The sequence below is a fragment of the Leisingera sp. MMG026 genome, from assembly GCF_021654205.1.
In the GTDB taxonomy this organism is placed as follows: domain Bacteria; phylum Pseudomonadota; class Alphaproteobacteria; order Rhodobacterales; family Rhodobacteraceae; genus Leisingera.
In genome coordinates this window covers 99,505-120,743 of the sequence record NZ_JAKFZM010000006.1, presented here as the reverse complement: position 1 = coordinate 120,743, position 21,239 = coordinate 99,505, and the positions used below count along the sequence as shown (strand labels likewise).

19 protein-coding genes are annotated in these 21,239 nt (G+C 63.5%); 11 read left to right on the top strand and 8 right to left on the bottom strand.

The features are described from left to right. Positions 1-31: 31 nt before the first annotated feature. A complete protein-coding gene (locus L1069_RS04965) occupies positions 32-604 on the top strand; it encodes a L,D-transpeptidase (protein WP_129369548.1) in 573 nt (190 codons plus the stop codon). A gap of 199 nt (positions 605-803) precedes the next feature. After that, positions 804-1,013 carry a cold-shock protein gene (locus L1069_RS04960; protein ID WP_024088679.1) on the top strand — a complete coding sequence of 70 codons (210 nt, stop codon included), beginning with the start codon at positions 804-806 and terminating at the stop codon, positions 1,011-1,013. A gap of 58 nt (positions 1,014-1,071) precedes the next feature. Here the strand turns inward: L1069_RS04960 and L1069_RS04955 are convergent, their stop codons facing one another. After that, positions 1,072-1,713: an arylesterase gene (locus L1069_RS04955; RefSeq protein WP_129369547.1), complete on the bottom strand. Its 642-nt coding sequence runs from the start codon at positions 1,711-1,713 to the stop codon at positions 1,072-1,074. Positions 1,714-1,761: 48 nt separating this feature from the next. On the opposite strand from L1069_RS04955, the gene L1069_RS04950 reads away from it, so the two are divergent. Further along, positions 1,762-2,466 (top strand): ABC transporter ATP-binding protein, encoded by a 705-nt coding sequence (locus tag L1069_RS04950; RefSeq protein WP_129369546.1) that lies wholly within the window; start codon positions 1,762-1,764, stop codon positions 2,464-2,466. Next, positions 2,463-4,988: an FtsX-like permease family protein gene (locus tag L1069_RS04945; protein ID WP_237454989.1), complete on the top strand. Its 2,526-nt coding sequence runs from the start codon at positions 2,463-2,465 to the stop codon at positions 4,986-4,988. Before L1069_RS04950 ends, L1069_RS04945 begins: the two co-directional genes overlap by 4 nt. 17 nt (positions 4,989-5,005) lie before the next feature. On the opposite strand, the gene L1069_RS04940 is transcribed toward L1069_RS04945, so the two are convergent. Beyond that, positions 5,006-5,455: an Rrf2 family transcriptional regulator gene (locus L1069_RS04940; RefSeq protein WP_129369544.1), complete on the bottom strand. Its 450-nt coding sequence runs from the start codon at positions 5,453-5,455 to the stop codon at positions 5,006-5,008. A 101-nt stretch (positions 5,456-5,556) separates the two neighbouring features. Here L1069_RS04940 and L1069_RS04935 point away from each other — a divergent pair, with 101 nt between their 5' ends. Together L1069_RS04935 and L1069_RS04930 are read left to right on the top strand one after the other, a co-directional pair. Beyond that, the gene (locus L1069_RS04935; protein WP_237454988.1) at positions 5,557-6,129 is read left to right on the top strand and encodes a gamma-glutamylcyclotransferase family protein; all 573 of its coding nucleotides are present in this window, start codon (positions 5,557-5,559) and stop codon (positions 6,127-6,129) included. Continuing rightward, positions 6,126-7,319, top strand: a complete 1,194-nt coding sequence (locus L1069_RS04930) for a DUF2254 domain-containing protein (protein ID WP_237454987.1) — start codon at positions 6,126-6,128, stop codon at positions 7,317-7,319. Before L1069_RS04935 ends, L1069_RS04930 begins: the two co-directional genes overlap by 4 nt. A 241-nt stretch (positions 7,320-7,560) precedes the next feature. Here L1069_RS04930 and gltX read toward each other — a convergent pair whose 3' ends face one another. Together gltX and L1069_RS04920 are read right to left on the bottom strand one after the other, a co-directional pair. Continuing rightward, positions 7,561-8,886 carry a glutamate--tRNA ligase gene (gene gltX, locus L1069_RS04925; protein ID WP_237454986.1) on the bottom strand — a complete coding sequence of 442 codons (1,326 nt, stop codon included), beginning with the start codon at positions 8,884-8,886 and terminating at the stop codon, positions 7,561-7,563. A 123-nt stretch (positions 8,887-9,009) separates the two neighbouring features. After that, positions 9,010-9,438 carry a DUF1801 domain-containing protein gene (locus L1069_RS04920; RefSeq protein ID WP_237454985.1) on the bottom strand — a complete coding sequence of 143 codons (429 nt, stop codon included), beginning with the start codon at positions 9,436-9,438 and terminating at the stop codon, positions 9,010-9,012. Between the two features lie 110 nt (positions 9,439-9,548). Between L1069_RS04920 and L1069_RS04915 the strand changes: the two genes are divergently transcribed. After that, the gene (locus L1069_RS04915; protein WP_237454984.1) at positions 9,549-10,481 is read left to right on the top strand and encodes an MBL fold metallo-hydrolase; all 933 of its coding nucleotides are present in this window, start codon (positions 9,549-9,551) and stop codon (positions 10,479-10,481) included. A 10-nt stretch (positions 10,482-10,491) separates the two neighbouring features. On the opposite strand, the gene L1069_RS04910 is transcribed toward L1069_RS04915, so the two are convergent. Both L1069_RS04910 and L1069_RS04905 read right to left on the bottom strand, forming a co-directional pair. After that, positions 10,492-11,823 carry an FAD-binding oxidoreductase gene (locus tag L1069_RS04910; protein ID WP_237454983.1) on the bottom strand — a complete coding sequence of 444 codons (1,332 nt, stop codon included), beginning with the start codon at positions 11,821-11,823 and terminating at the stop codon, positions 10,492-10,494. 178 nt (positions 11,824-12,001) lie between these two features. Beyond that, positions 12,002-13,660 carry an NAD+ synthase gene (locus L1069_RS04905; protein ID WP_237454982.1) on the bottom strand — a complete coding sequence of 553 codons (1,659 nt, stop codon included), beginning with the start codon at positions 13,658-13,660 and terminating at the stop codon, positions 12,002-12,004. A 180-nt stretch (positions 13,661-13,840) separates the two neighbouring features. Here L1069_RS04905 and L1069_RS04900 point away from each other — a divergent pair, with 180 nt between their 5' ends. Beyond that, positions 13,841-15,262, top strand: coding sequence for a 2-isopropylmalate synthase (locus tag L1069_RS04900; protein WP_237454981.1), 1,422 nt, complete (start codon positions 13,841-13,843; stop codon positions 15,260-15,262). Positions 15,263-15,320: 58 nt separating this feature from the next. Here L1069_RS04900 and L1069_RS04895 read toward each other — a convergent pair whose 3' ends face one another. Then, entirely contained in the window at positions 15,321-15,986 is a 666-nt protein-coding gene (locus L1069_RS04895; RefSeq protein WP_237454980.1) for a pyridoxamine 5'-phosphate oxidase family protein, read from the bottom strand. Positions 15,987-16,082: 96 nt separating this feature from the next. Between L1069_RS04895 and L1069_RS04890 the strand changes: the two genes are divergently transcribed. Together L1069_RS04890 and L1069_RS04885 are read left to right on the top strand one after the other, a co-directional pair. Then, positions 16,083-17,456, top strand: a complete 1,374-nt coding sequence (locus L1069_RS04890) for a PLP-dependent aminotransferase family protein (RefSeq protein ID WP_237454979.1) — start codon at positions 16,083-16,085, stop codon at positions 17,454-17,456. A gap of 241 nt (positions 17,457-17,697) precedes the next feature. Next, positions 17,698-19,296, top strand: a complete 1,599-nt coding sequence (locus tag L1069_RS04885; RefSeq protein ID WP_129369533.1) for a 2-isopropylmalate synthase — start codon at positions 17,698-17,700, stop codon at positions 19,294-19,296. Positions 19,297-19,395: 99 nt separating this feature from the next. On the opposite strand, the gene rlmJ is transcribed toward L1069_RS04885, so the two are convergent. After that, positions 19,396-20,190, bottom strand: coding sequence for a 23S rRNA (adenine(2030)-N(6))-methyltransferase RlmJ (gene rlmJ, locus L1069_RS04880; protein WP_237454978.1), 795 nt, complete (start codon positions 20,188-20,190; stop codon positions 19,396-19,398). A 120-nt stretch (positions 20,191-20,310) separates the two neighbouring features. On the opposite strand from rlmJ, the gene L1069_RS04875 reads away from it, so the two are divergent. After that, positions 20,311-21,093, top strand: a complete 783-nt coding sequence (locus L1069_RS04875) for a hypothetical protein (RefSeq protein ID WP_134828906.1) — start codon at positions 20,311-20,313, stop codon at positions 21,091-21,093. The last annotated feature ends 146 nt before the right edge of the window (positions 21,094-21,239 follow it).

Genomic DNA, 21,239 nt, shown 5'->3' with positions numbered 1-21,239 from the left:
GACGACACAACAGACATCCGGAGATTTAGCTATGATTTCACGCCGGAAAATTCTGAGTACCGGTACTGCGGCCGCCGCAGCAACCTTGCTTCCGCTGCCTGCGCTGGCCCGCAAGAAAGACCCCGCTCCCTTTGATCCCACCCCGCAGGAGGTCCGGATCCGCAAGGATTTTGCCCCGGGGCAGATCCTGGTGCTGCCGCGCTCCTACTACCTTTACTTTGTCACCGACAAGCGCAAGGCGATGCGCTATGGCGTTGGTGTCGGCAAGGCCGGTCTGGAGTTCACCGGCACTGCCGTGATCGAACGCAAAAAGGTCTGGCCCACCTGGCGCCCGACCGACGAGATGATCGAACGCGATCCGCGGGCCTATGCCAAGTTTGTCGACAATGAGTACATTCAGCCCGGCGGGCCGGAAAATCCGCTGGGTGCGCGGGCCTTGTATCTGTTTCAGAACGGCATCGACACCTATTTCCGCATCCATGGCACCAACCAGCCGCAAACCATCGGGCACTCGGTATCCAACGGCTGCATCCGGATGATGAATGAGCACGTTACGGATCTGTATCAGCGGGTTCCGCTCGGCACGGTTGTGACAGTGCTTTAGGCACGGTTCTGCCGGAGACACGGCGTCACTTTGGATTTTTTCTTGCGCCTGGGGTGATTCCTACTCAATTCTGTCACCGCAACGTCACGCGAGTATCATCACTGTTGCCTTACCGGCGCGGTTATGACCCTTTGCAGACCGCTGCCGTTCTGCCGCATGACGCGGGCAGAGAATTGAGACGACTTAGGAGAATACGACGATGGCGACTGGCACCGTCAAATGGTTCAACACCACCAAAGGCTACGGCTTTATTGCACCCGATGATGGCGGCAAGGACATTTTTGTCCACATTTCCGCAGTTGAGCGATCAGGGCTGACCGGCCTGGCCGACAATCAGAAAGTGACTTACGAACTGCAGGCTGGCCGCGACGGCCGCGAGTCCGCGGTTGATATCGCACTGGCCTCCTGATCCGAACTTCTGATCACGCCTGAGAGCTTTCAAACAGCCCTGCCCGCCGGGGCTGTTTTCATTGTTGAATCGCCGTGACCAGCTGCAGGGCTGCCGGTCCGATCGCAGCCACATTCAGCGCAACGCCCCGGGCATTCGGGTGGATGCCGTCATCCTGCAAATAGGCCTGCGCCGCCGCCGGGTCGCCGCCCGCCTCTGCTGCAATGCCCGCAAAAGCATCCGGATGCAGCACCGCATCGAATTCGGCAGCCAAGTCCGGGTATATCGCATCAAAAGCGGTCTTGTAGTCCGGCCCGTAATTGCCCGGCGCCTTCATGCCGATCAGCAGGGTTTCAATACCCAAGGTTTCGGCCTCCTGCAGGATGAGGGCCAGATTGGTCCGTGCCGCCGCTGGCGCCAGGCCGCGCAGCAGGTCGTTGCCGCCCAAAAGCACGATCAAACCGTCGGGATTGTCCGACAGCGTCCACTCCGCCCGCTCTGCCCCGCCGGCGGTGGTGTCGCCGGACACACCGGCATTCTGCAGCACCACTTCGGCGCCGTTTTCATTCAGCCAGTGCTCCAGCTGCGGCACCAGACCCTGGTCCTGCGGCAGCCCGTAACCCTGCACCAGACTGTCGCCCAATGCCGTGATCCGCAGCGGCTCAGCCCAGGCGGCGTTTGAAAAAAGCAGCAAACTCAACAGCGCCAGTATCTTGTGCATCGCCGCAAAAACTCCATATCCGATAGGTGGATCCAACAGGCAGGCCCGATGACCAACGATAACAGCCCCGTTCTGCATCTGTTAGATGCGTCTTTGACCCTGAATAGCAATACCGGCCCGGTAGAGATTTTGCACGGCATCTCGCTGGATGTGCGGCGGGGGGAGACGTTGGGACTGGTGGGGCCGTCCGGGTCCGGAAAGTCCTCGCTCTTGATGCTGATGGGCGGGCTGGAGCAGGCAACCGGCGGCACAATCACAGCGCTTGGCCAGGATTTGACGGCAATGGACGAGGACGCGCTGGCGCGGTTCCGGCGCAACAACATGGGGGTGGTGTTTCAAAGCTTTCACCTGATCCCGACCATGACGGCGCTGGAAAATGTCGCCACGCCGCTGGAGCTGGCGGGCGTCAAGGATGCTTTTGACCGCGCCCAGGCGGAACTGGAGGCAGTTGGCCTTGGCCATCGCGCCGGCCATTTCCCGGCGCAAATGTCGGGCGGTGAGCAGCAGCGCGTGGCCTTGGCCCGTGCACTGGCGCCGCGGCCTGCGATCCTGCTGGCTGATGAACCCACCGGCAATCTGGACGAGACCAACGGCGAGGCGGTGATGGACCTGCTGTTTGGTCTGCGCGACCGGTACGGCGCCACGCTGGTGATGGTGACCCACGCGCCGGAACTGGCGGCCCGCTGCGACCGGGTGGTCCGGCTGCGCGACGGACGGGTGGATGACGCCGCCGCGCGCGAGGCCGCGGAATGAATGCTGCCGCCTTCCGCCTCGCCTGGCGCTTTGCCCTGCGGGAGCTGCGCGGCGGCCTGAAAGGGTTCCGCATTTTTCTGGCCTGTCTGGCGCTGGGGGTCGGGGTGATTGCTGCCATCGGCTCGATCCGGACGTCGATTGAAACCGGGCTGTCGCGCGAAGGCGCGACCATCCTGGGCGGCGACGCCGAGCTGAACTTCACCTACCGCTTTGCCAATGAGGACGAGCGCGGCTGGCTGGACCGGAAAGCGGTCCGCTATTCCGAGATTGCCGAGTTCCGCTCGATGGCAACTGTAGGCGAGGAGCGCGGGCTGACCCAGGTGAAGGCGGTGGACGGGCTGTACCCGTTGAAGGGAGCGATGCAGCTTTCGCCACCGATACCCTTGGAGACCGCTTTGGCAGGCGCAAAGGGCCTGCCGGGCGGTGTTATGGACCGGGTACTGGCGGACCGGCTGGGATTGCAGCCGGGCGATACGTTCCGGCTGGGCACGCAGGATTTCAGGCTGATGGCGCTGATCGTGCTGGAGCCGGACGCCGCGGCCTCGGGCTTTGAACTGGGCCCGCGCACTATGGTGCGGACAGCGGATCTGGCGGGTTCCGGGCTGTTGGAGCCGGGCACACTGTTTGACACCAAATACCGCATGGAACTGCCGACAGGCCGTGATTTGAGCACGCTGAAGGCTGAGGCAGAGGGCCTGTTTGAGACCACCGGCATGCGCTGGCGCGATGCAAGAAATGGCGCGCCGGGGATATCCTCATTTGTGGAACGTCTCGGCGGGTTTCTGGTGCTGGTGGGCCTGTCCGGCCTGGCGGTGGGCGGGGTTGGCGTGTCCGCCGCCGTGCGCGCCTATCTGGCGACCAAGACCGCCACCATCGCCACCCTGCGCACATTGGGGGCGGAGCGGCAGACGATTTTCCTGACCTATTTCCTGCAGATCGGCGCGCTGACGCTGATCGGAGTGGGGATCGGCCTGGTTTTGGGCGGCTTGGGGCCAATGCTGCTGGGGCCGCTGATTGCCGCGCAGCTGCCGTTCCCGGCGGTGTTTTCAATCTATCCGTCCGCACTGGCCGAGGCGGCGATTTATGGCGTCCTGACCGCCTTCATCTTTGCCCTGTGGCCGCTGGCGCGGGCGGAACGCATCCGCGCCGCCTCGCTGTTCCGGGATGCTTTTGCCAGCCAAACCCGGCTGCCTGCGCCCCGTTATCTGCTGGCGACCGCGCTGGCATTGGGGGCACTGGTGGGGATGGCTGCCTGGTTCAGCGGCTCGGCTCAGCTGACCTTGTGGACAGCGGGCGGGCTGATGGGGGCGCTTATGGTGCTGCTGGTTGCGGCGCTGGGGATTGGTTTTCTCGCACGCCGCGGTTCCGGCGCGTCGCGGGGGCGGCCTGCCCTTCGCTGGGCGCTGTCGTCCATTGGCAGCGCGCGGGACGGTGCGGTGCCTGCGGTGCTGGCACTGGGTCTTGGCCTGACAGTGCTGGCCGCCATCGGCCAGATCGACGGCAACATGCGCCGCGCTATTGCGGGCAACCTGCCGGATGTGGCGCCCAGTTATTTCTTTGTCGACATCCAGCGCAGCCAGATGCCCGGGTTTCTGGAGCGGGTCGAGAATGACCCGGCTGTGACCCGGGTAGAGAACGCACCGATGCTGCGCGGGGTTCTGACCCGCATCAACGGCCAGCCCGCCACTGAGGTTGCAGGCGACCACTGGGTGGTACGCGGCGACCGCGGCATCACCTATGCCGCAGCCCGGCCTGACAGCACCGAGGTCACCGCCGGTGAATGGTGGCCTGCGGATTACGCCGGGGCGCCGCAGATCAGCTTTGCTGCCGAGGAGGCGGAGGAACTGGGGCTGTCCTTGGGCAACACGCTGACGCTGAACATCCTGGGCCGCGACATCACGGGCACCATCACCAGCTTCCGCAATGTGGATTTCTCCACCGCGGGCATGGGGTTTGTGATGGTCCTGAACGAGTCCGCCCTGGCCGGTGCGCCGCATAGTTTCATCGCCACCGTCTATGCCGAAGAGCAGGCCGAGGCCGCAATCCTGCGCGATCTGGCCCGCGAAATGCCGAATATCACCGCGATCCGGATGCGTGATGCGATCGACCGGGTGGCGGACATTCTACGCCAGCTGGCCGCCGCCACCGCCTATGGCGCCGCAGCAACGCTGCTGACCGGGTTTCTGGTACTGCTGGGCACCGCCGCGGCTGGAGAACCTGCGCGCCGGTATGAGGCAGCACTGCTGAAAACACTGGGCGCGCCGCGCAAACAGATCCTGCTGAGCTTTGCCCTGCGGTCCGCCCTGCTGGGCGCCGCCGCCGGGCTGGTGGCGCTGGCGGCGGGCATTGCCGGAGCCTGGGCGATCAATGCCTATGTGTTCGAGACCAGCTATGCGGTGATCTGGCCGAATGCGCTGATGGTGATCTCAGGCGGGGTGCTGACAACACTGCTGGCCGGGCTGGCCTTTGCCCTGCGCCCGCTGGCGGCAAAGCCCGCCCGCATCCTGCGCGCAAGGGAATAAACGGCGCTGCGGCGGTCTTAGCGGGCGCCGCAGGAGACCGGCTGCAAAATGCGCAACAGGTCGTGGTTGTCGCACACCAATGCCTCCAGCGTGATGTCATCAAGCGAGGTGTAAAACGCCTGTGCCGCATCAGCCAGTGCCAGCTTGAGACGGCAGGCATCGGTCAACGGGCAGGTGTTGTCCGCGTCGGCAAAGCACTCCACCATCGGCAGGCCGCCTTCGACATCGCGGAACACGTCGCCGATCCGGATATCCAATGCGGGCTTGCCCAGGTTCATACCGCCATTGCGCCCCCGCTGGGTCGCCAGATAGCCAAGCTGGCTCAGCTGGTTGATCACCTGCGCAAGGTGGTTTTCCGAGATATTGCAGCATTCCGCGATCTCGGCTTTGGTCACCAGTCGGTCTTTGTGCGCGGCGCAATACATCAGCAGCCGCACGGCAATGTTGGTCCTTTTGGTAATGCGCATGGGTCGCTCCCGCAGCTATGGTGCATCGCTTATTGCACATGGCGGCAAAAAGCGGTTTGACATACATCAATAACCGGAAACACGAACGATAGGCAGAGCGGATGACAGCCCCATATTTCTTTGGCTACGGCAGCCTGGTGAACACGGCAACGCATGCCTATGGCGGGGCGGCACCGGCACGGCTGCGCGGCTGGCGGCGGGCCTGGGTTCATACCGCCCTGCGCGAAGTCGCCTTCCTGTCGGCGGTGCCCTGCGCAGACAGCGAAATTGACGGGCTGATTGCCGAAGTGCCCGGAGCAGACTGGGCCGCACTGGATGAGCGCGAGTTCGCCTATGATCGGCTGCCTGCATCAGGTGCAGTGCAGCACGGGCTGGGCGGGGCGCCGGAAATTTCAGTCTATGCCGTTGCCGCGGAAAACAAAAATGGCATCACCGCGCGGCACCCTATCCTGCTCAGCTATCTGGATGTGGTGCTGCAGGGCTATTTGCAGGTCTTTGGCGAGGCCGGGCTGCACGGCTTTGTTGCAACGACCGATGGCTGGGACGCCCCGGTTCTGAACGACCGCGCCGCGCCGCGCTATCCGCGCCACCAGCCGGTTTCAGCGGCCGAGCGTAAATTGTTTGATGAACTGATCGACAGTACAGGTGCCAGCCGGATAGTCTCAGGGTCATGATAGAAAAGGCGCTGCTGCACCTCGGCCGGATTGCACGGCAACTCTGGTTCAGAGTTGTTCTGATTTCCCTTTTTTCCTTGTTGGCTTTGCTGCTGGCGCCGCTGGCGAAACCGCTGCTGCCGGACAGTCTGAGCGAGGAATTCGGACGCGAGGCAGTGCTGCCGGTGCTGACGATCCTGGCGTCGGGCATGCTGGCGGTCACCACCTTTTCGCTCAACGTCATGGTCAGCGCCTACCGCACCGCCGCCTCGATGGCGACGCCGCGGGTCTACCGGCTGCTGCTGGAAGACACCGTCACCCACCGGGTTCTGGCAACCTTTGTGGGCGGATTCATCTATTCGCTGAGCGCGGTGATCCTGTTCCGGGCCCGCTATTACACGCCGGAAGGCGCGCTGGTGGTGTTTGGCTTGACCATCATCGTGGTGATTCTGATCGTCGGCGCCATCCTGCGCTGGATTGATCACCTGTCGAGCCTTGGGAGCATGGACCACACCCTGCGGCTGATCGAAATCCGCACCCGCGCCAGCCTGCGCGCGCGGATGGAAAAACCCTGTCTGGGCGGGCTGTGCGCACGTGAAGAGGCCAAACCCGGCGACGCCGTTGATATCCCAGCCGCCAAGAGCGGTTTTGTCCGCTTTGCCGGGCTGACCCAGCTGAACGATCTGGCTGAGGAAGCCGGCACGCAGATCACCCTGGCGCGCGCTCCCGGCGAATACATTCTGCGCGGCCAGCCGGTGGCCTGGGCCACCGCCGGGGACAATGACTTCTGCAAGGCGGCTTCAGCTGCGATCGACATCGGGGATGTACGCAGCTTTGATCAGGACCCGTCTTTCGGCCTGACATTGCTGGCAGAGACCGCGCAAAAGGCGCTGTCGCCCGGCGTTAATGACCCCGGCACCGCGGTTGAAGTCATGGGCCGGCTGGAACGGTTGCTGTGGGAGAACACGCCCGCGGATGAGACCAGCGACGCCCGCAAGGCTGCCTTTCCCAATGTCTGCATCCCGCCGGTCACCGCACAGCATCTGCTGGCCTGCGCCTTTCCCCCGATTGCCCGCTGCGGCAGTGATGCCCCATCAGTCATGCGCTGGATGGGAAAATCCCTGGACGCGCTTGGCGAGCATCCGAACCCGGATATGGCCAAAGCCGCCACGGAAATGTGCCGGGAACTGAAGGATGGCAGCTGGGGCTAAGCGGCCTGTGACTGGCAAAAGGGTGTGCTCCCGCCTGTTCCGGCGCATGAAATATGCGCTTTGCACAGTTGGGCATGGCACCGCTCCCTATGGGAGCGGTGCAGCGCCGCGCCTCCGCGCGGCGCCGGGCCCAACCGGCGGCACGGCATCTTTGATGCCGGTCCGGCGGGCGGGAGCCCCCGATAGCAAATAGGCGGCCCCCTGAAGCGCCGCCTATTTTTTAAATTCTGGCGAACCTCAATCAGCCGCGGGCGCGGACAGTTTCCATCAACGCCAGAAGCGCCGACATGTCCGGGCCGCGCTCCATGCCGGTGACCGCCTTGCGCAGCGGCATGAACAGGCCTTTGCCCTTGCGGCCGGTCGCCTCTTTCACTGCGGTGGTCCAGTTCTTCCAGCTGTCCGCGTCATACGGGCCTTCCGGCAGCAGCGCCATCGCTTCGGCGATGAACGCCTTGTCCTCGTCGGCTACCAGCGGTTCGGCACCGTCGCGGCACAGCTCCCACCAGCCCGCCAGATCCTTCAGCGTGGTGATGTTTTCCTTGGCCACATCCCAGAAGGCTGCCTGTTTCGCGGCAGGCACGCCCAGTGCGTCTACATGGCTTTGCACCGCCTCCAGCGGCAGCGACTGCAGGTAGCGGGCGGTCAGCGGATAGAGATCCTCGACATCGAATTTGGTGGGGGCTGCCCCAAAGCGGTTGATGTCGAAGCCATCGATCAGCCCGGCCAATTCCGAACGCAGCTCCACCGGGTCGGAAGAACCAAGGCGGGCCATCAAGGACAGCAGCGCCATCGGCTGCACCCCGGCTTCACGCAGGTCGCGCAACGCAAGCGTGCCCAAACGTTTGGACAGCGCCTCGCCCTGCGGGCCGGTCAGCAGCGAGTGGTGGGCAAAGGACGGTACGGTACCGCCCAACGCTTCGATGATCTGGATCTGAGTGGCAGTGTTGGTCACATGGTCCGAACCGCGCACCACATTGGTCACGCCCATTTCGGTGTCATCGACAACCGAGGCCAGCGTGTAGAGGAACTGGCCGTCACCGCGGATCAGCACCGGGTCCGAGACCGAAGCCGCGTCGATGGAGATATCGCCCAGAATGCCGTCAGGCCATTCGATGCGCTGATGATCCAGCTTGAAGCGCCAGACGCCATCGCCGCGCTCGGCGCGCAAAGCGGCTTTTTCGTCCTCTGACAGAGCCAGCGCAGCGCGGTCATAGACCGGCGGCTTGCCCATGTTCAGCTGTTTCTTGCGCTTCAGGTCCAGCTCGACCGGGGTCTCGAACGCCTCGTAGAAACAGCCGATTTCGCGCAGCTTGTCCGCGGCTGCGACATAGCGGTCGAGACGCTCGGACTGGCGCTCCACCTTGTCCCAGGTCAGGCCCAGCCATTCCAGGTCCTGCTTGATGGCATCGACGTATTCTTCCTTGGACCGCTCCGGGTCGGTGTCGTCAATGCGCAGGATGAAAGTGCCGCCGGCCTTGCGGGCGATCAGGTAGTTCATCAGCGCGGTGCGTAGGTTGCCGACGTGGATATAGCCGGTCGGCGACGGGGCAAAACGGGTGGTGGTCATCACGGTTCTCCTGTTGCCGATGCCTTGTCACATGGGCGGCGGATTGTCCAGTTTCAGCAGGGTTAACGCGCCTCGCGGCGCGTGCCTCCGGCGGGGATATTTGGGGCAAGAGGAAAGCGCGGGTCAGCTTGGCTGCACCGGCCAGATTGCGTTGAGGTCTTTCAGGCCGGTGCGGATCAGTTCAGCCAGGACTTCCAGATCGATATCGGCCAGCTTGTTCACGTAAAGACAGCTTCTGCCCAGCTTGTGTTTACCCAGGCGCGCCAGGATAGCGCCGTAGTCCTGATAGCCCGGCATGATGTAGATCGAATGGCGCGCCTTGCGTGGCGAGAAGCCGGTGGCGAGGAAGTCTCCCTCGCGTCCCGTGGCATAGCGGTAGTGGTAGCGCCCGTAACCGATGATGGAAGGCCCCCACATCTGCGGCATAAAACCGGTGGTTTGGCGGAACAGGGCATCCAGCTCTTGTGCTTCTGCCGCCTTGCGCTCTGGTTCAACCGTGGCAAGGAAATCTGCAACGCTTGCTCCGGTCGGGACGGTCTTGTTCTGGCTCATGGCGGGGGCCCTCCTGCCTGCATCCTAACCCGCATCACGGGATTGTTTACAGTCCTCTGCCGACGCGGCGCTAGGATGCGGGCAGTCCAATGCAACTTGGAGGTTCCCAAATGACTGTTTCCCTGTCCCGCCGTGCGGCCCTGGCCGGTGCCGCCGCCCTGCCCCTTGCCGCTACCGCAACACCGCTTCTGGCCGGCGCCCACGGCGGCCGCGCCGAAGCACCCATTGCCCATACATTCAAGCTGGGCGAGATGCCGGTCACCACGCTGCTGGATGCCTCATCCTTGCGTGACGGACCGAAACCGCTGTTTGGCCCGGCGGCCAGTGATGCGGAGTTTGCCGAAGTTTCTGCTGAGAACTTCGTCTCAGCAGAAACACTGCAATTCTACTTCACGCCTACGCTGGTGGATACCGGGGCGGAGCTGGTGCTGTTTGATACCGGGCTTGGCGCAGGCGGTATTGCCAAGGCGCTGGCCGCAGCCGGAGTCACCCCGGACCAGATCAATGTGGTTGTGATCACCCATATGCACCCGGACCACATTGGCGGGCTGATGACAGACGGTGCGCCCACCTTTGCCAATGCCCGCTATATCATGGGATCTGCCGAGTATAATTTCTGGTCCCAGATGGAGGCAGGCAACCGGGTTGGTGATCTGGTAGCCAGCAATGTGACGCCGCTGGCAGAGAAAACCACATTCATTGACGACGGCGCCAGCGTGGCGCCGGGGATCACTGCGATGGCAAGCTTTGGCCACACGCCGGGGCATATGGGCTTCATGCTGGAAAGCGGCAACCGGCAGCTGTTGCTGACGGCGGATCTGGCCAATCATTATGTCTACAGCTTTGCCCGGCCCGACTGGGCGTTCAGTTTTGATGCCGATGCAGAGGCCGCCAGCGCGTCGCGCCGGCGGGTGCTGGGGATGCTGGCTGCCGACAAGGTGCCGATGATCGGATATCACATGCCCTTCCCCGCCGCCGGTTTTGTCGAGACACGCGGCGAGGGCTTTCGCTATGTGCCGGTCAGTTATCAGCTGATGGGCTGAGCGGCCCGGTTCAATAGCCGGTTTGCGGCCCGTATCTGCTGCCGTCCGTAAACCGCGACAGGCGGAAGGCGTACGGATCCACCACGGGGGCGTCGCCAGTCACCAGATCGGCGGCCAGTTTACCTGCCGCCGGTCCAATGCCGAAACCATGGCCGGAGAAGCCCGTGGCAACAAACAGCCCCGGCAGACCGTCGGCCTGCGAGATCACCGGGATCGCATCCGGAGTGACATCGATCAGCCCGCCCCAGCTTTGCACCACATCGGCGCCTTGCAGCACTGGGAATGCCTTTTGCGCCGTTGACCAGCCGCTTTTCAGCGCCTTTTGCGACGGCGCAGGGTCCAGCACCCGGCACAATTCAAACGGGGTGGTCTGGTTCGGCTGCCAGTGGCGGGCCTGCGCCGCCTCTTCGCGCCAGCGGTCTGACAGGCGGAACTGCAGCGCACGCCATTCCTGGCGGTAGCTGGGCAGGAATTTCCAACCCAGCCGGAAACTGTCGGGCACGATATCGACAATGTTTTCATGAGCATCGGCCACGGTGTAGCCGCCGTCAGCGCGCTTGCGCAGGCCAAGGTTGGCGGCACGGATGGCTGTTTCCGGACCGCCCTGCACCGGCGACGTGCGCAGGACCGAGTTCAGAACCTTGAGCTGCGGCAGGTTGATACCGGCATTGCCCAGGAACAGTCGCGACCAGGCACCGCCAGCCACCACCACGGTGGAACAGGCCACGCGGCCGCGTTCGGTCATCACGCCGCTGATGCGGCCTGCAGCGGTTTCAACGCTGCGCACGGCACATTCGGTCATCACCTTGGCACCTGCCGCCTGCGCTGCGGTGGCGATGGCATGGGTGGCCAATTGCGGCTCCGCCCGCCCGTCTATCGGCGTCAGCAGCGCGCTGCGGGTCTTGGTCTGATGGCCCGGCATCAGCTGCTCGATCTGGTCACTGCGGATCATACGGGCGTTCTGCCCCCAGTTGTCAAGATTGCGCAGCCAGCGCTCCAGCTGTGCCTCGCGCATGGCGGTTTCCGCAGTGTAGAGGATGCCGGAGCGGGTAAAGCCGGTTTCCTTGCCGGTGCGTTCGGCCAGCCCTTCCCAGAGCCTGAGCGCCTCGGCCATCAGCGGAATTTCGCGGGGATCGCGGCAGGACATCCGCACCCACCCCCAGTTGCGCGAGCTTTGCTCTGCTGCAATCTGGCCTTTTTCGCACAACAGCACGGAATGTCCGCGTTCAGCCAGTTCCAAAGCCGTCGCTGCGCCAATGATACCACCGCCGATCACAACGGCGTCGACGGCCTTAGGCAGGGCCAGATCGGATTGAAAGTGAGGCAGCTTTGGTCCGGGCATGCGGGCATCTATGCCCGCTGCGGAAACGCCGGTCCAGCATGCAGGCACGCGCCATGCGCTGGTTTCCGGCATTGTGATTTTTCCGCCGCATATCAGAGCGTTGCCGACACCGGGGCAAGGCTTTAGCGGCGGCCTGGATACTGTAAAAATCTACGCCCTCAAGGGGTTAGCGCCTGAATCAGGACGGGTCGCGCCAGCGGTTCACGATCGGATAGCGCCGGTCCAGCCAGAACGCGCTTGGGGTCAGGCGGGCGCCGGGCGCGGACTGGAAGCGTTTGTATTCGCTGATGTAAACCAGATGCTCGACCCGTTTGGCCACATCCCGGTCGAAACCGGCGGCAACACAATCTGAGATTGAACCATCCTGATCGACCAGAATATCCAGGATCGCGTCCAGCTCAGGGTAGTCCGGCAGGCTGTCGCTGTCCTTCTGATCCTCGCGCAGCTCGGCACTGGGCGGCTTGTCGATCACATTGGGGCGGATCACCTCACCCTCCGGGCCCTTCATCCAGGGGCGGTGATTGGCGTTGCGCCAGCGGCAGGTCTCAAACACCCGGGTTTTGTACATGTCCTTGATCGGATTATAGCCGCCGTTCATGTCGCCGTAGATGGTGGCATAGCCCACCGCGACTTCGGATTTATTGCCGGTGGTCAGCAGCATTTCCCCGAACTTGTTGGACATCGCCATCAGCAGCAGCCCGCGCAGGCGGGATTGGATGTTTTCTTCGGTCAGGTCCGGCTCCATGCCTGCGAACAGCGGCGCCAGCGTGCTGGTGATCGCTTCGCGGCCTTCGGAGATCGGCACATAGTCGTAATGAACGCCCAGCGCCTTTGCGACGGCTTCGGCATCCTCCAGCGATTCCCGGCTGGTGTATTCCGAAGGCAGCATCACGCAGCGGACATTCTCGGCACCCAGCGCATCCACCGCAATCGCCGCGACAATCGCCGAATCGACACCGCCGGACAGTCCCAGCAGCACCTTCTTGAAGCCGGTCTTGCCCATGTAGTCGCGCAAGGATTCGACCATCACCCGGTAATCCTGTTCCCACGCGTCCGGCAGATGCGCCTTAGCGCCCTCCACCGCGCGCCAGCCGTCTTCGGTGCGCTCCAGGTCGAGATGGGCATAAGCCTCGTCAAACACCGGCATCTGCAGCGCCAGGGCGCCGCCCGGGTTCAGCACAAATGAGCCGCCATCAAACACCTGATCGTCCTGGCCGCCGACCATGTTGAGGTAGATCACCGGCAAATGGGTTTCGACCGCGCGCGCCACCATGTGGTTGAAACGCACCTCCATCTTGTTGCGGAAATAGGGCGAGCCGTTGGGGATCAGCAGAAATTCGGCACCGGTTTCGGCAAGGGTTTCCGCGACATCCTCGTGCCAGCCATCCTCGCAGATAGGTGAGCCGATACGGGTGTTGCCGACTGCATAGGGACCGCCCAAGGGGCCGGCATCAAAAATCCGCACCTCGTCGAACACAGTTTCATTGGGCAGGTGGTGCTTGAGGCTGCGCGATGCGATCTTGCCGCCCTTGAGGATCAGGTAGGCATTATAGAGCCGCCCGCCCTCGATCCAGGGGCCGCCGATTGCCAGCGCGGGACCATCGGCACAGTCTGCTGCCAGCCTTTCAACTTCGGCGATGGCCGCCGTATGAAAGGCCGGTTTCATCACCAGATCCTGGGTGTTGTAGCCGGTGATGAACATTTCCGGCAGCGCCACCAGATCGGCGCCGGCGGTGCGGCCCTCCTCCCAGGCGGCTTTGGCCTTGGCGGCATTGCCCGCCAGATCGCCCACGGTTGGGTTCAGCTGCGCCAGTGTCACGCGGAAACGGTCTGCCATGCTGCTTGGGCCCTTTGCAAAACTCACTCAGAGCCATTTACCAGATTGACCGCCAAGTAAAAGAGCAAGGCGCGGAGGCCGGGTAAAAGACATTGCGGCCCCGCCTGCGGTAGCTTAGTTTCCGGGCGAGCAACCCACTATGGCAGCAGCACCGTAATTCCTGGGCAGGCAGAGGTTTCAATGACCCGTTTCGGCACCGCATTCGCGCTTACCACACTTCTGGCACTGGCCGCACCGGCGCTGGCCCAGGAGAGTGACGTCATAACCACCCAGGACGAAATCGGCGGTGTCTACCAAGGCACCTTCAGGGGCGGGCTGCAGCATGGCACCGGCACTTACAAGCTGCCAAGCGGCTATGAATACACCGGTGAATGGGTCGATGGTGAAGTGCGCGGCCAAGGCGTGGCGCGCTTTCCGGACGGCTCGGTCTATGAGGGCGGGTTTGCGCAAGGCAAGCCGCACGGGCTGGGCAAACTGACCCGCGCCGACGGCAGCACCTATGAGGGCGGCTGGCAGGATGGGCAAATCCACGGCGACGGCACCTCGGTCTATGCCAGCGGCGTGCGGTATCACGGCAGCTTTGCCGATGGTAAGCGGCACGGCAAGGGCGCAATGTCCTCCCCCGACGGCTATTCCTATGATGGCGATTGGGTTGCGGGCCGCCAGCAAGGCCAGGCCAAGATCACCTACGGCGAGGGCACTGTTTATGCGGGCGCTGTGGCTGACGGCCAGTTGCAGGGCCAAGGCAAGCTGGAGACCTCGGACGGGCTGGTCTACGAGGGCGAATGGGCCGCAAGCCAAATGCATGGCACCGGCCGCCTGATGCAGCCCAACGGCGATATCTACGAAGGCGAGCTGCAAAACGGCCGCCGTCATGGCACCGGCAAGCAGACCTATGCCAACGGCGATGTCTACGCCGGCGATTTCCTGGACGATCAGCGCCACGGCATGGGCACTTTCACCGAGAAAGACGGCTACACCTATACCGGCGAATGGGTGAAGGGACAGATCGAAGGCAAAGGCAAAGCGGTCTATCCGGACGGGTCGGTTTATGAGGGTGACTTCCGGGACGACCTGGCTGAGGGTCAGGGCAAGATCACCTATCCCGACGGCTCTACCTACCAAGGCGCTTGGATGGCCGGCGTGATCGAAGGCAAAGGCACCGCGACCTATCCCAACGGCATCACCTATTCCGGGGATTTCCAGAATGCCAAGAACCACGGCCAGGGTGTCATGACCTATGCCGACGGTTACCGCTATGAGGGCGGCTGGCAGAACGGGCAGCGCCATGGCGACGCCAAGGTGACCTATGCCGACGGCTCGGTCTATACTGGTGCGTTTGCGGACAGCCAGCGGCACGGTCAGGGCAAGATCGAAATGCCCGACGGCTTCGTCTACGAGGGCAGCTGGCAAGAGGGTAAGATCTTTGGCGACGGTGTCGCGACCTATGCCAACGGCGACGTCTATGAGGGCAGCTTTGTCAACGGCAAGCGGCAGGGGCCGGGCACGATGAAATACGCCAGCGGCCAGCAGGCGGACGGCACCTGGGAAAACGGCGCGCTGGTGAGCCGCGAGGCCGGGGACGCCGCGCAGACCGAGTAAGCCTGGCGGGAATTCCGGGCCGGAATTCAGGCGCGCCGGAGTGGCGCGCCTTTTCGTTTCAGCCAATGCGGATGCGGCTCAGGTGGTCGGGCATCGCCACGCCTTCCAGATTGGCAGGGTCCGGCTGCGGCGGCTTCAGCTCCAGTGCCATCGGCACCACCCCGGCCCAGATCGGCAGCGCGTAATCCTCCTCGTCGTCCTTGGGCGGGCCGGACCGGACCTTGGCGGCGCCTTCCTCGATCGGCATTCGCAGCAGGGCTGTTGCTTTCAGCTCCTGGCTGGTCATCGGGCGCAAAGCCTCCCAGCGGCCGGGGAAGATGTGGTCCACCATCGTCTTGAGGCTAGCAGCCTTGGCGTCTTCATCCGTCACTTTCTCAGCCACCCCAAACAGCATGGCAGAGCGGAAATTGACCGAGTGGTGAAAGGCCGAGCGCGCCAGCACATAGCCATCCATGCAGGTGACAGTCAGGCAGACCTCGGCCCCTTCCATCGCGCGGATGGCGCGGCTGGCTGCGGAACCGTGCCAATAGACGTGATCGCCCTCGCGCCACTGCAGCGTCGGCAGAACCGATGTGCTGCCATTGATCTGATAGCCGATATGGCCAAGCGGCATGGCATCCAGCACCTGATACACGGCTTCGCGGTCGTATACCCCGCGTTCATGCGCGCGGCGCAGACGGCTGCGTTCGGATTTCAAGGCGGTTTCCACATCGGACTGGCTCATCGGCTGATCTCTTGTTGCTGATTGTCTTTTCACGACAGCTATGCGCAAATTGGCCTATGATTAAGCTCCAGTTCCTTGCAAAATGAGCAGTCCACTATGATTGATCTGTCCGGTATGCTCTCCGGTGAAAATGCTGAACCGCTGTATCAGCAGATCGTCACCGCACTGCGCGGGCGGATCAGTGAAGGCAGCCTGGCTATCGGCGCCCGGCTGCCGTCATCGCGGGCGCTGGCGCAGGATCTGGGGGTGGCACGATCCACTGTGGTGACGGCCTATGATCAATTGGTGGCCGAGGGGTTCGCCGAACCCCGGCGCGGCGCGGGGATCTTTGTCTGCGATGTCGCCCCGATCCGCCCGCCGGCGGCCCCGTCCCGGCCTCTGCCGACGGTGACAGCGCCAGCCCCGGGGATGCTGCTGCCCGGCGCGCCGGATCCGGCGGTGTTTCCGGCGCGGTCCTGGGCGCGCTGTGTTTCACGTGCGGCAAGGATGGATCCGCTTAGCCTCAGTCACCAGGAAGATGCTTTTGGCGATCCTGAGCTGCGCCGCGAGATTGCTGCATATGCCGCCCGCTGGCGCGGGATCGACTGCAGTGCCGAACAGGTTCTGGTCACCAGCGGCGCCCGCGAAGCGCTGGAGCTGACGATGGATTTCCTGGTTGGCGGCGAAGACATCGCGCTGGAGGCACCCGGTTTCACCCCGACGCAGCGGTTTGCCCTGTCGCGCGGCTGGGAGGTGCGCTGGCTGCGGGCCGGGGAACGCGGCGCGGAAGTGCCGCCGCAGATGGCCAAGGTCACGCTGCTGACCCCGTCGCATCAGTTTCCCCTCGGCGGCACCCTGCCCGTTCCGCAGCGGCAGGCCTTTCTGCAAGCGGCCAAGGACCGGGACGGCTGGATTATCGAGGATGATTTCGACAGTGAGTTCCGCTATGCCGGGCAGCCGGTTCCCGCCATGGCCGCGCTCGACCGCGAGGGGCGCTGCATTTACGCAGGCACGTTTTCCAAGACATTCTCCCACGCTTTGCGGCTGGGATATGCGATCCTGCCGCCCGCGCTGGTGCCGCAGTTCCGCGCCCGGTTCATCCATCCCAGTGCAGGCGCCGCGATCACCGCACAGCGGCCCCTGGCCGAGTTCATGGCCTCGGGGCAGTACGACCGCCACATCCGCCGCGCCCGCAGGCTCTATGCCGAACGTTATGCTGCCGCGGCAGAGGCGCTGGCCGCATGGCCTGAGGATTTGGGTTCCTTCCAGCGCCACAATGCCGGGATGCAGATCGCCTTTCACTTGGCAGACGGACACAGTGACACGCGGATCTGCCGCAATGCTGCCAAAGCGGGCTACGCCGTCCGGCCTTTGTCGCCGCATGATCCGGCCAAGCAATCCCAGGGGCTGCTGATCGGATTTTGCCAAAGCCAGCCCGATGTCCTGCCCGGCCAAATTGGAGCGCTGCGCCGGATCGTGGCACAAAGCTGAAATTCTCTGCCTATGGGCTTTTCATTTACCATTGCCTCTGTATAAATCCCTGCATGACCATTTGCGCAGATATCCCCCTTGCCGCCACCGCGTCCCGCGGTGCCGCTCTGCGCGCCCTACTGATCCTAGCCCGCCTCTGAGCGTGCCCTTCCGGCGCGCCCGCTCAGAGGATTGCCGCACGCGCGCCACGATAGGCTTATGATGCCCCAAAGGGCTTAGGACAGAGACAAGAGATACCGACATGACCAATAATTCCCCGACTGCCGGCGCAAATTCCGGCGACAAATCCCGTGTTGTCATTTTCGACACAACCCTGCGCGACGGCGAACAAAGCCCCGGCGCCACCATGACCCATGACGAGAAGCTGGAGATTGCCGGGCTTCTGGACGATATGGGCGTGGACATCATCGAGGCCGGCTTCCCGATTGCGTCTGAGGGCGATTTCCGCGCGGTGTCCGAGATTGCGGAACGCTCCAAGAATTCGGTGATCTGCGGCCTGGCACGCGCCAGTTTTAAGGATATCGACCGCTGCGCCGAGGCCGTGCGCAAGGCCGCGCAGCCGCGCATCCATACCTTTATCGGCACCTCGGCCCTGCACCGCGCCATCCCGAACCTGACCATGGATGAGATGGCCGACAAGATCCATGAGACGGTCACTCACGCCCGCAATCTGGTGGACAACGTGCAGTGGTCGCCGATGGATGCGACCCGGACCGAGTGGGACTACCTGTGCCGGGTGATCGAGATCGCGATCAAGGCCGGCGCCACCACCATCAACATCCCCGACACTGTGGGCTATACCGCGCCGATGGAGTCGGCCGACCTGATCAAACGCCTGATCGAAACCGTGCCTGGTGCTGACGAGGTGATCTTTGCCACCCATTGCCACAACGACCTGGGCATGGCGACCGCCAATGCGCTGGCCGCGGTTGCGGGTGGTGCGCGCCAGATCGAATGCACCATCAACGGCCTGGGCGAGCGTGCCGGCAACACCGCGCTGGAAGAGGTGGTGATGGCGCTGAAGACGCGCAATGACATCATGCCCTGGCACACCGGCATCGACACCACCAAGATCATGCATATCTCGCGCCGGGTTTCGACTGTCTCCGGCTTTGTGGTGCAGCCGAACAAGGCGATTGTCGGCAAGAACGCCTTTGCGCACGAGTCGGGCATCCACCAGGACGGCATGCTGAAGAACCGCGAAAACTTTGAAATTATGCGGCCCGAGGACGTGGGCCTCTCCGGCACTTCGCTGCCGCTTGGCAAACATTCCGGCCGCGCCGCGCTGCGTGATAAGCTGGAGCATCTTGGCTATGAAGTTGGCGACAACCAGCTGAAGGATGTCTTTGTCCGCTTCAAGGAACTGGCCGACCGCAAGAAAGAGGTGTTTGACGACGACCTCATCGCGTTGATGCGCACCGGGGTAGACGCCGAGAACGACTACCTCAAGATCGTTTCCATGAAAGTGGTCTGCGGCACCGGCGGCCCGGCAGAATCTACAGTCGAGATGGAGATCGACGGCAAGGACGTCACCGAGACGGCTGAGGGCGACGGCCCGGTTGATGCGACCTTCAAGGCGATCCGCATGATCCACCCGAACTCTGCCCGGCTGCAGCTGTATCAGGTGCATGCGGTGACCGAAGGCACCGATGCGCAGGCAACAGTGTCGGTGCGGCTGGAAGAAGACGGCATCATCGCCACCGGCGAAAGCGCCAATACCGATACGGTGGTGGCGTCTGCCAAGGCCTATGTGAACGCGCTGAACCGCCTGATCGTGCGCCGTGGCCGGGTTGGCGAAGGCGCTGACACCCGCGAGATTTCCTATAAAGACCTCGCCTAAGCCACTGCTGGCTGGACAGTACAAACAAAGGGCGCCCGCTGCGGCGCCCTTTCTTGTTCTATGCGAAACCTCTGGCCGCACAGATCGGGTGGTGCGCGGTTACTTGCGGGAAATCCCCTCAAACAGCGCCGACAGCCGGGCAGCTTCTTCTTCGATGCCAAAGGGAGCGTTGACCACAAACATGCCGCTGCCAATCATCCGGTGCCCGTCACGGACCGGCGGAAAGGAAACCTCATGGCGAAGGGCACCAGGCAGGTCTTGCGCCTCCAGCGCTGTCAGCATCTGCCGGTGCGCACCGTCCTTTAGGATCGGATACCACAAGGCGATGATCCCCACATTCCACTTCTTGTGCAGCTGGCCGATGATGCCGGGAATGCGGGCATAGTCGGTTTTGATCTCGTAGCTGGGGTCGATCAGCATGAGGCCGCGGCGGGGTGCTGGCGGCGCCAGTGACATGGCCAGCTCAAACCCGTCTTGCTGATGCACCTTGGCTTTCCAGGGTCTCAGCGCGGCGCGCAGGGCGGCATGTTCCTGCGGGTGCAGTTCGGCAAAATGCATCGCATCGCCCGGGCGCAGCAAAGCGGCCGCAACCAGCGGCGACCCTGGATAGGCAGCCCCGCCATGCCGATTGCGGGTTTCCGTCAGGGCGTGGTGCAGCGGGTGATCCGCAGCCAGGCCCTGGTCCGCCAGAATGCGGGTGATGCCCTGCTCCGCCTCGCCGGTCTTGACCGCCTCAGCCGCGTCCAGCCGATAGAGACCCCGGCCTGCATGAGTCTCAATATAACTGAGCGGTTTGTCCTTGCGGGTGAGATAGGCCAGCATCCAGGCAAGCAGCGCATGCTTTTGGACATCGGCCAGATTCCCGGCGTGGTATATGTGCTGATAAGAGAGCATAGGCCCCCTCTAGCGGCAATTACCGCAGGGCGGAAGGGGCAGCGGACGCAGGATAAACGGAATCTCAACCCCGATGGGGCAGACTGCAGCCAGTCGAGATACCGCAGAATGCAGGTCCCTATGCCCCTCAGAACGAGCGCCGTTGCCCTCTTCCTTACATTTCTGGCTATGCTGCTGTGCGCCGCAGGGGCCGTCAGCGCACAGGGGTATTCGCTGGTTGGCAACCAGTTCTTCCTGCACAAGGCTTCTGCCCCCCAGCCCGGCGCAGCGCCGGGCCCGGCGCCTCAGGCGCTGGCCAGCATTTTACCCGATACGCTGCCTGGTGCAGATCCCGGGCGCGGCGCGGTCTCGCTTGATCCCGGAGCCGCCAGCCTGTTCCGCGGCCGCAGCGGCGGCAGCCTGTTCGCCCCGCTTCTCAGCGCGCCGCCAAGCGTAAGCCGCCTGCTGACGCTGATCGCCAGCGCCGAGGCGGGCAAGGCAAATTATGATGCCGTGCAGCACGGCGCCAAACGCAAGCCGCCAAAGAAACCCACGCAGATGACCGTTGCCGAGATCAACGCCTGGATCAAAGCAACGCCGGGACAGCCCCATGCCATCGGGCGCTACCAGCTGATCCCCGCAACCTTCCGGCGGCTGGTCAAGCATCAGGGTGTGAAACCGCAGGCCCGCTTTTCGCCCGAACTGCAGGATCAGCTGGCGCATCAGCTGATCGAAGAAGCCGGCTACAGCGCTTTTCTGCAAGCTGAAATGCCGCGCAAGACCTTCATGCTGAACCTGGCCAAGATCTGGGCCGGGCTGCCGACCTCCAGCGGCAAATCCTATTATGAGGGTTATGCCGGCAACAGCGCCAGCCTGACCTGGTCGCATTTTGACACTGAAATGAAGCGGATTTTCTCCAGTTGACCTGATCCCGCTGCTGCCCGCCCAGGCGGGCTTCTGCGCCCATCCTGGCCTGACCGCTTGGACGGGGCCTGTAATGACGCCGTGGACTTGGCGGAAAGGCGCTGTTTCACCATAATACGCCCTTTCGCGGCACTGCACTGCCGCTT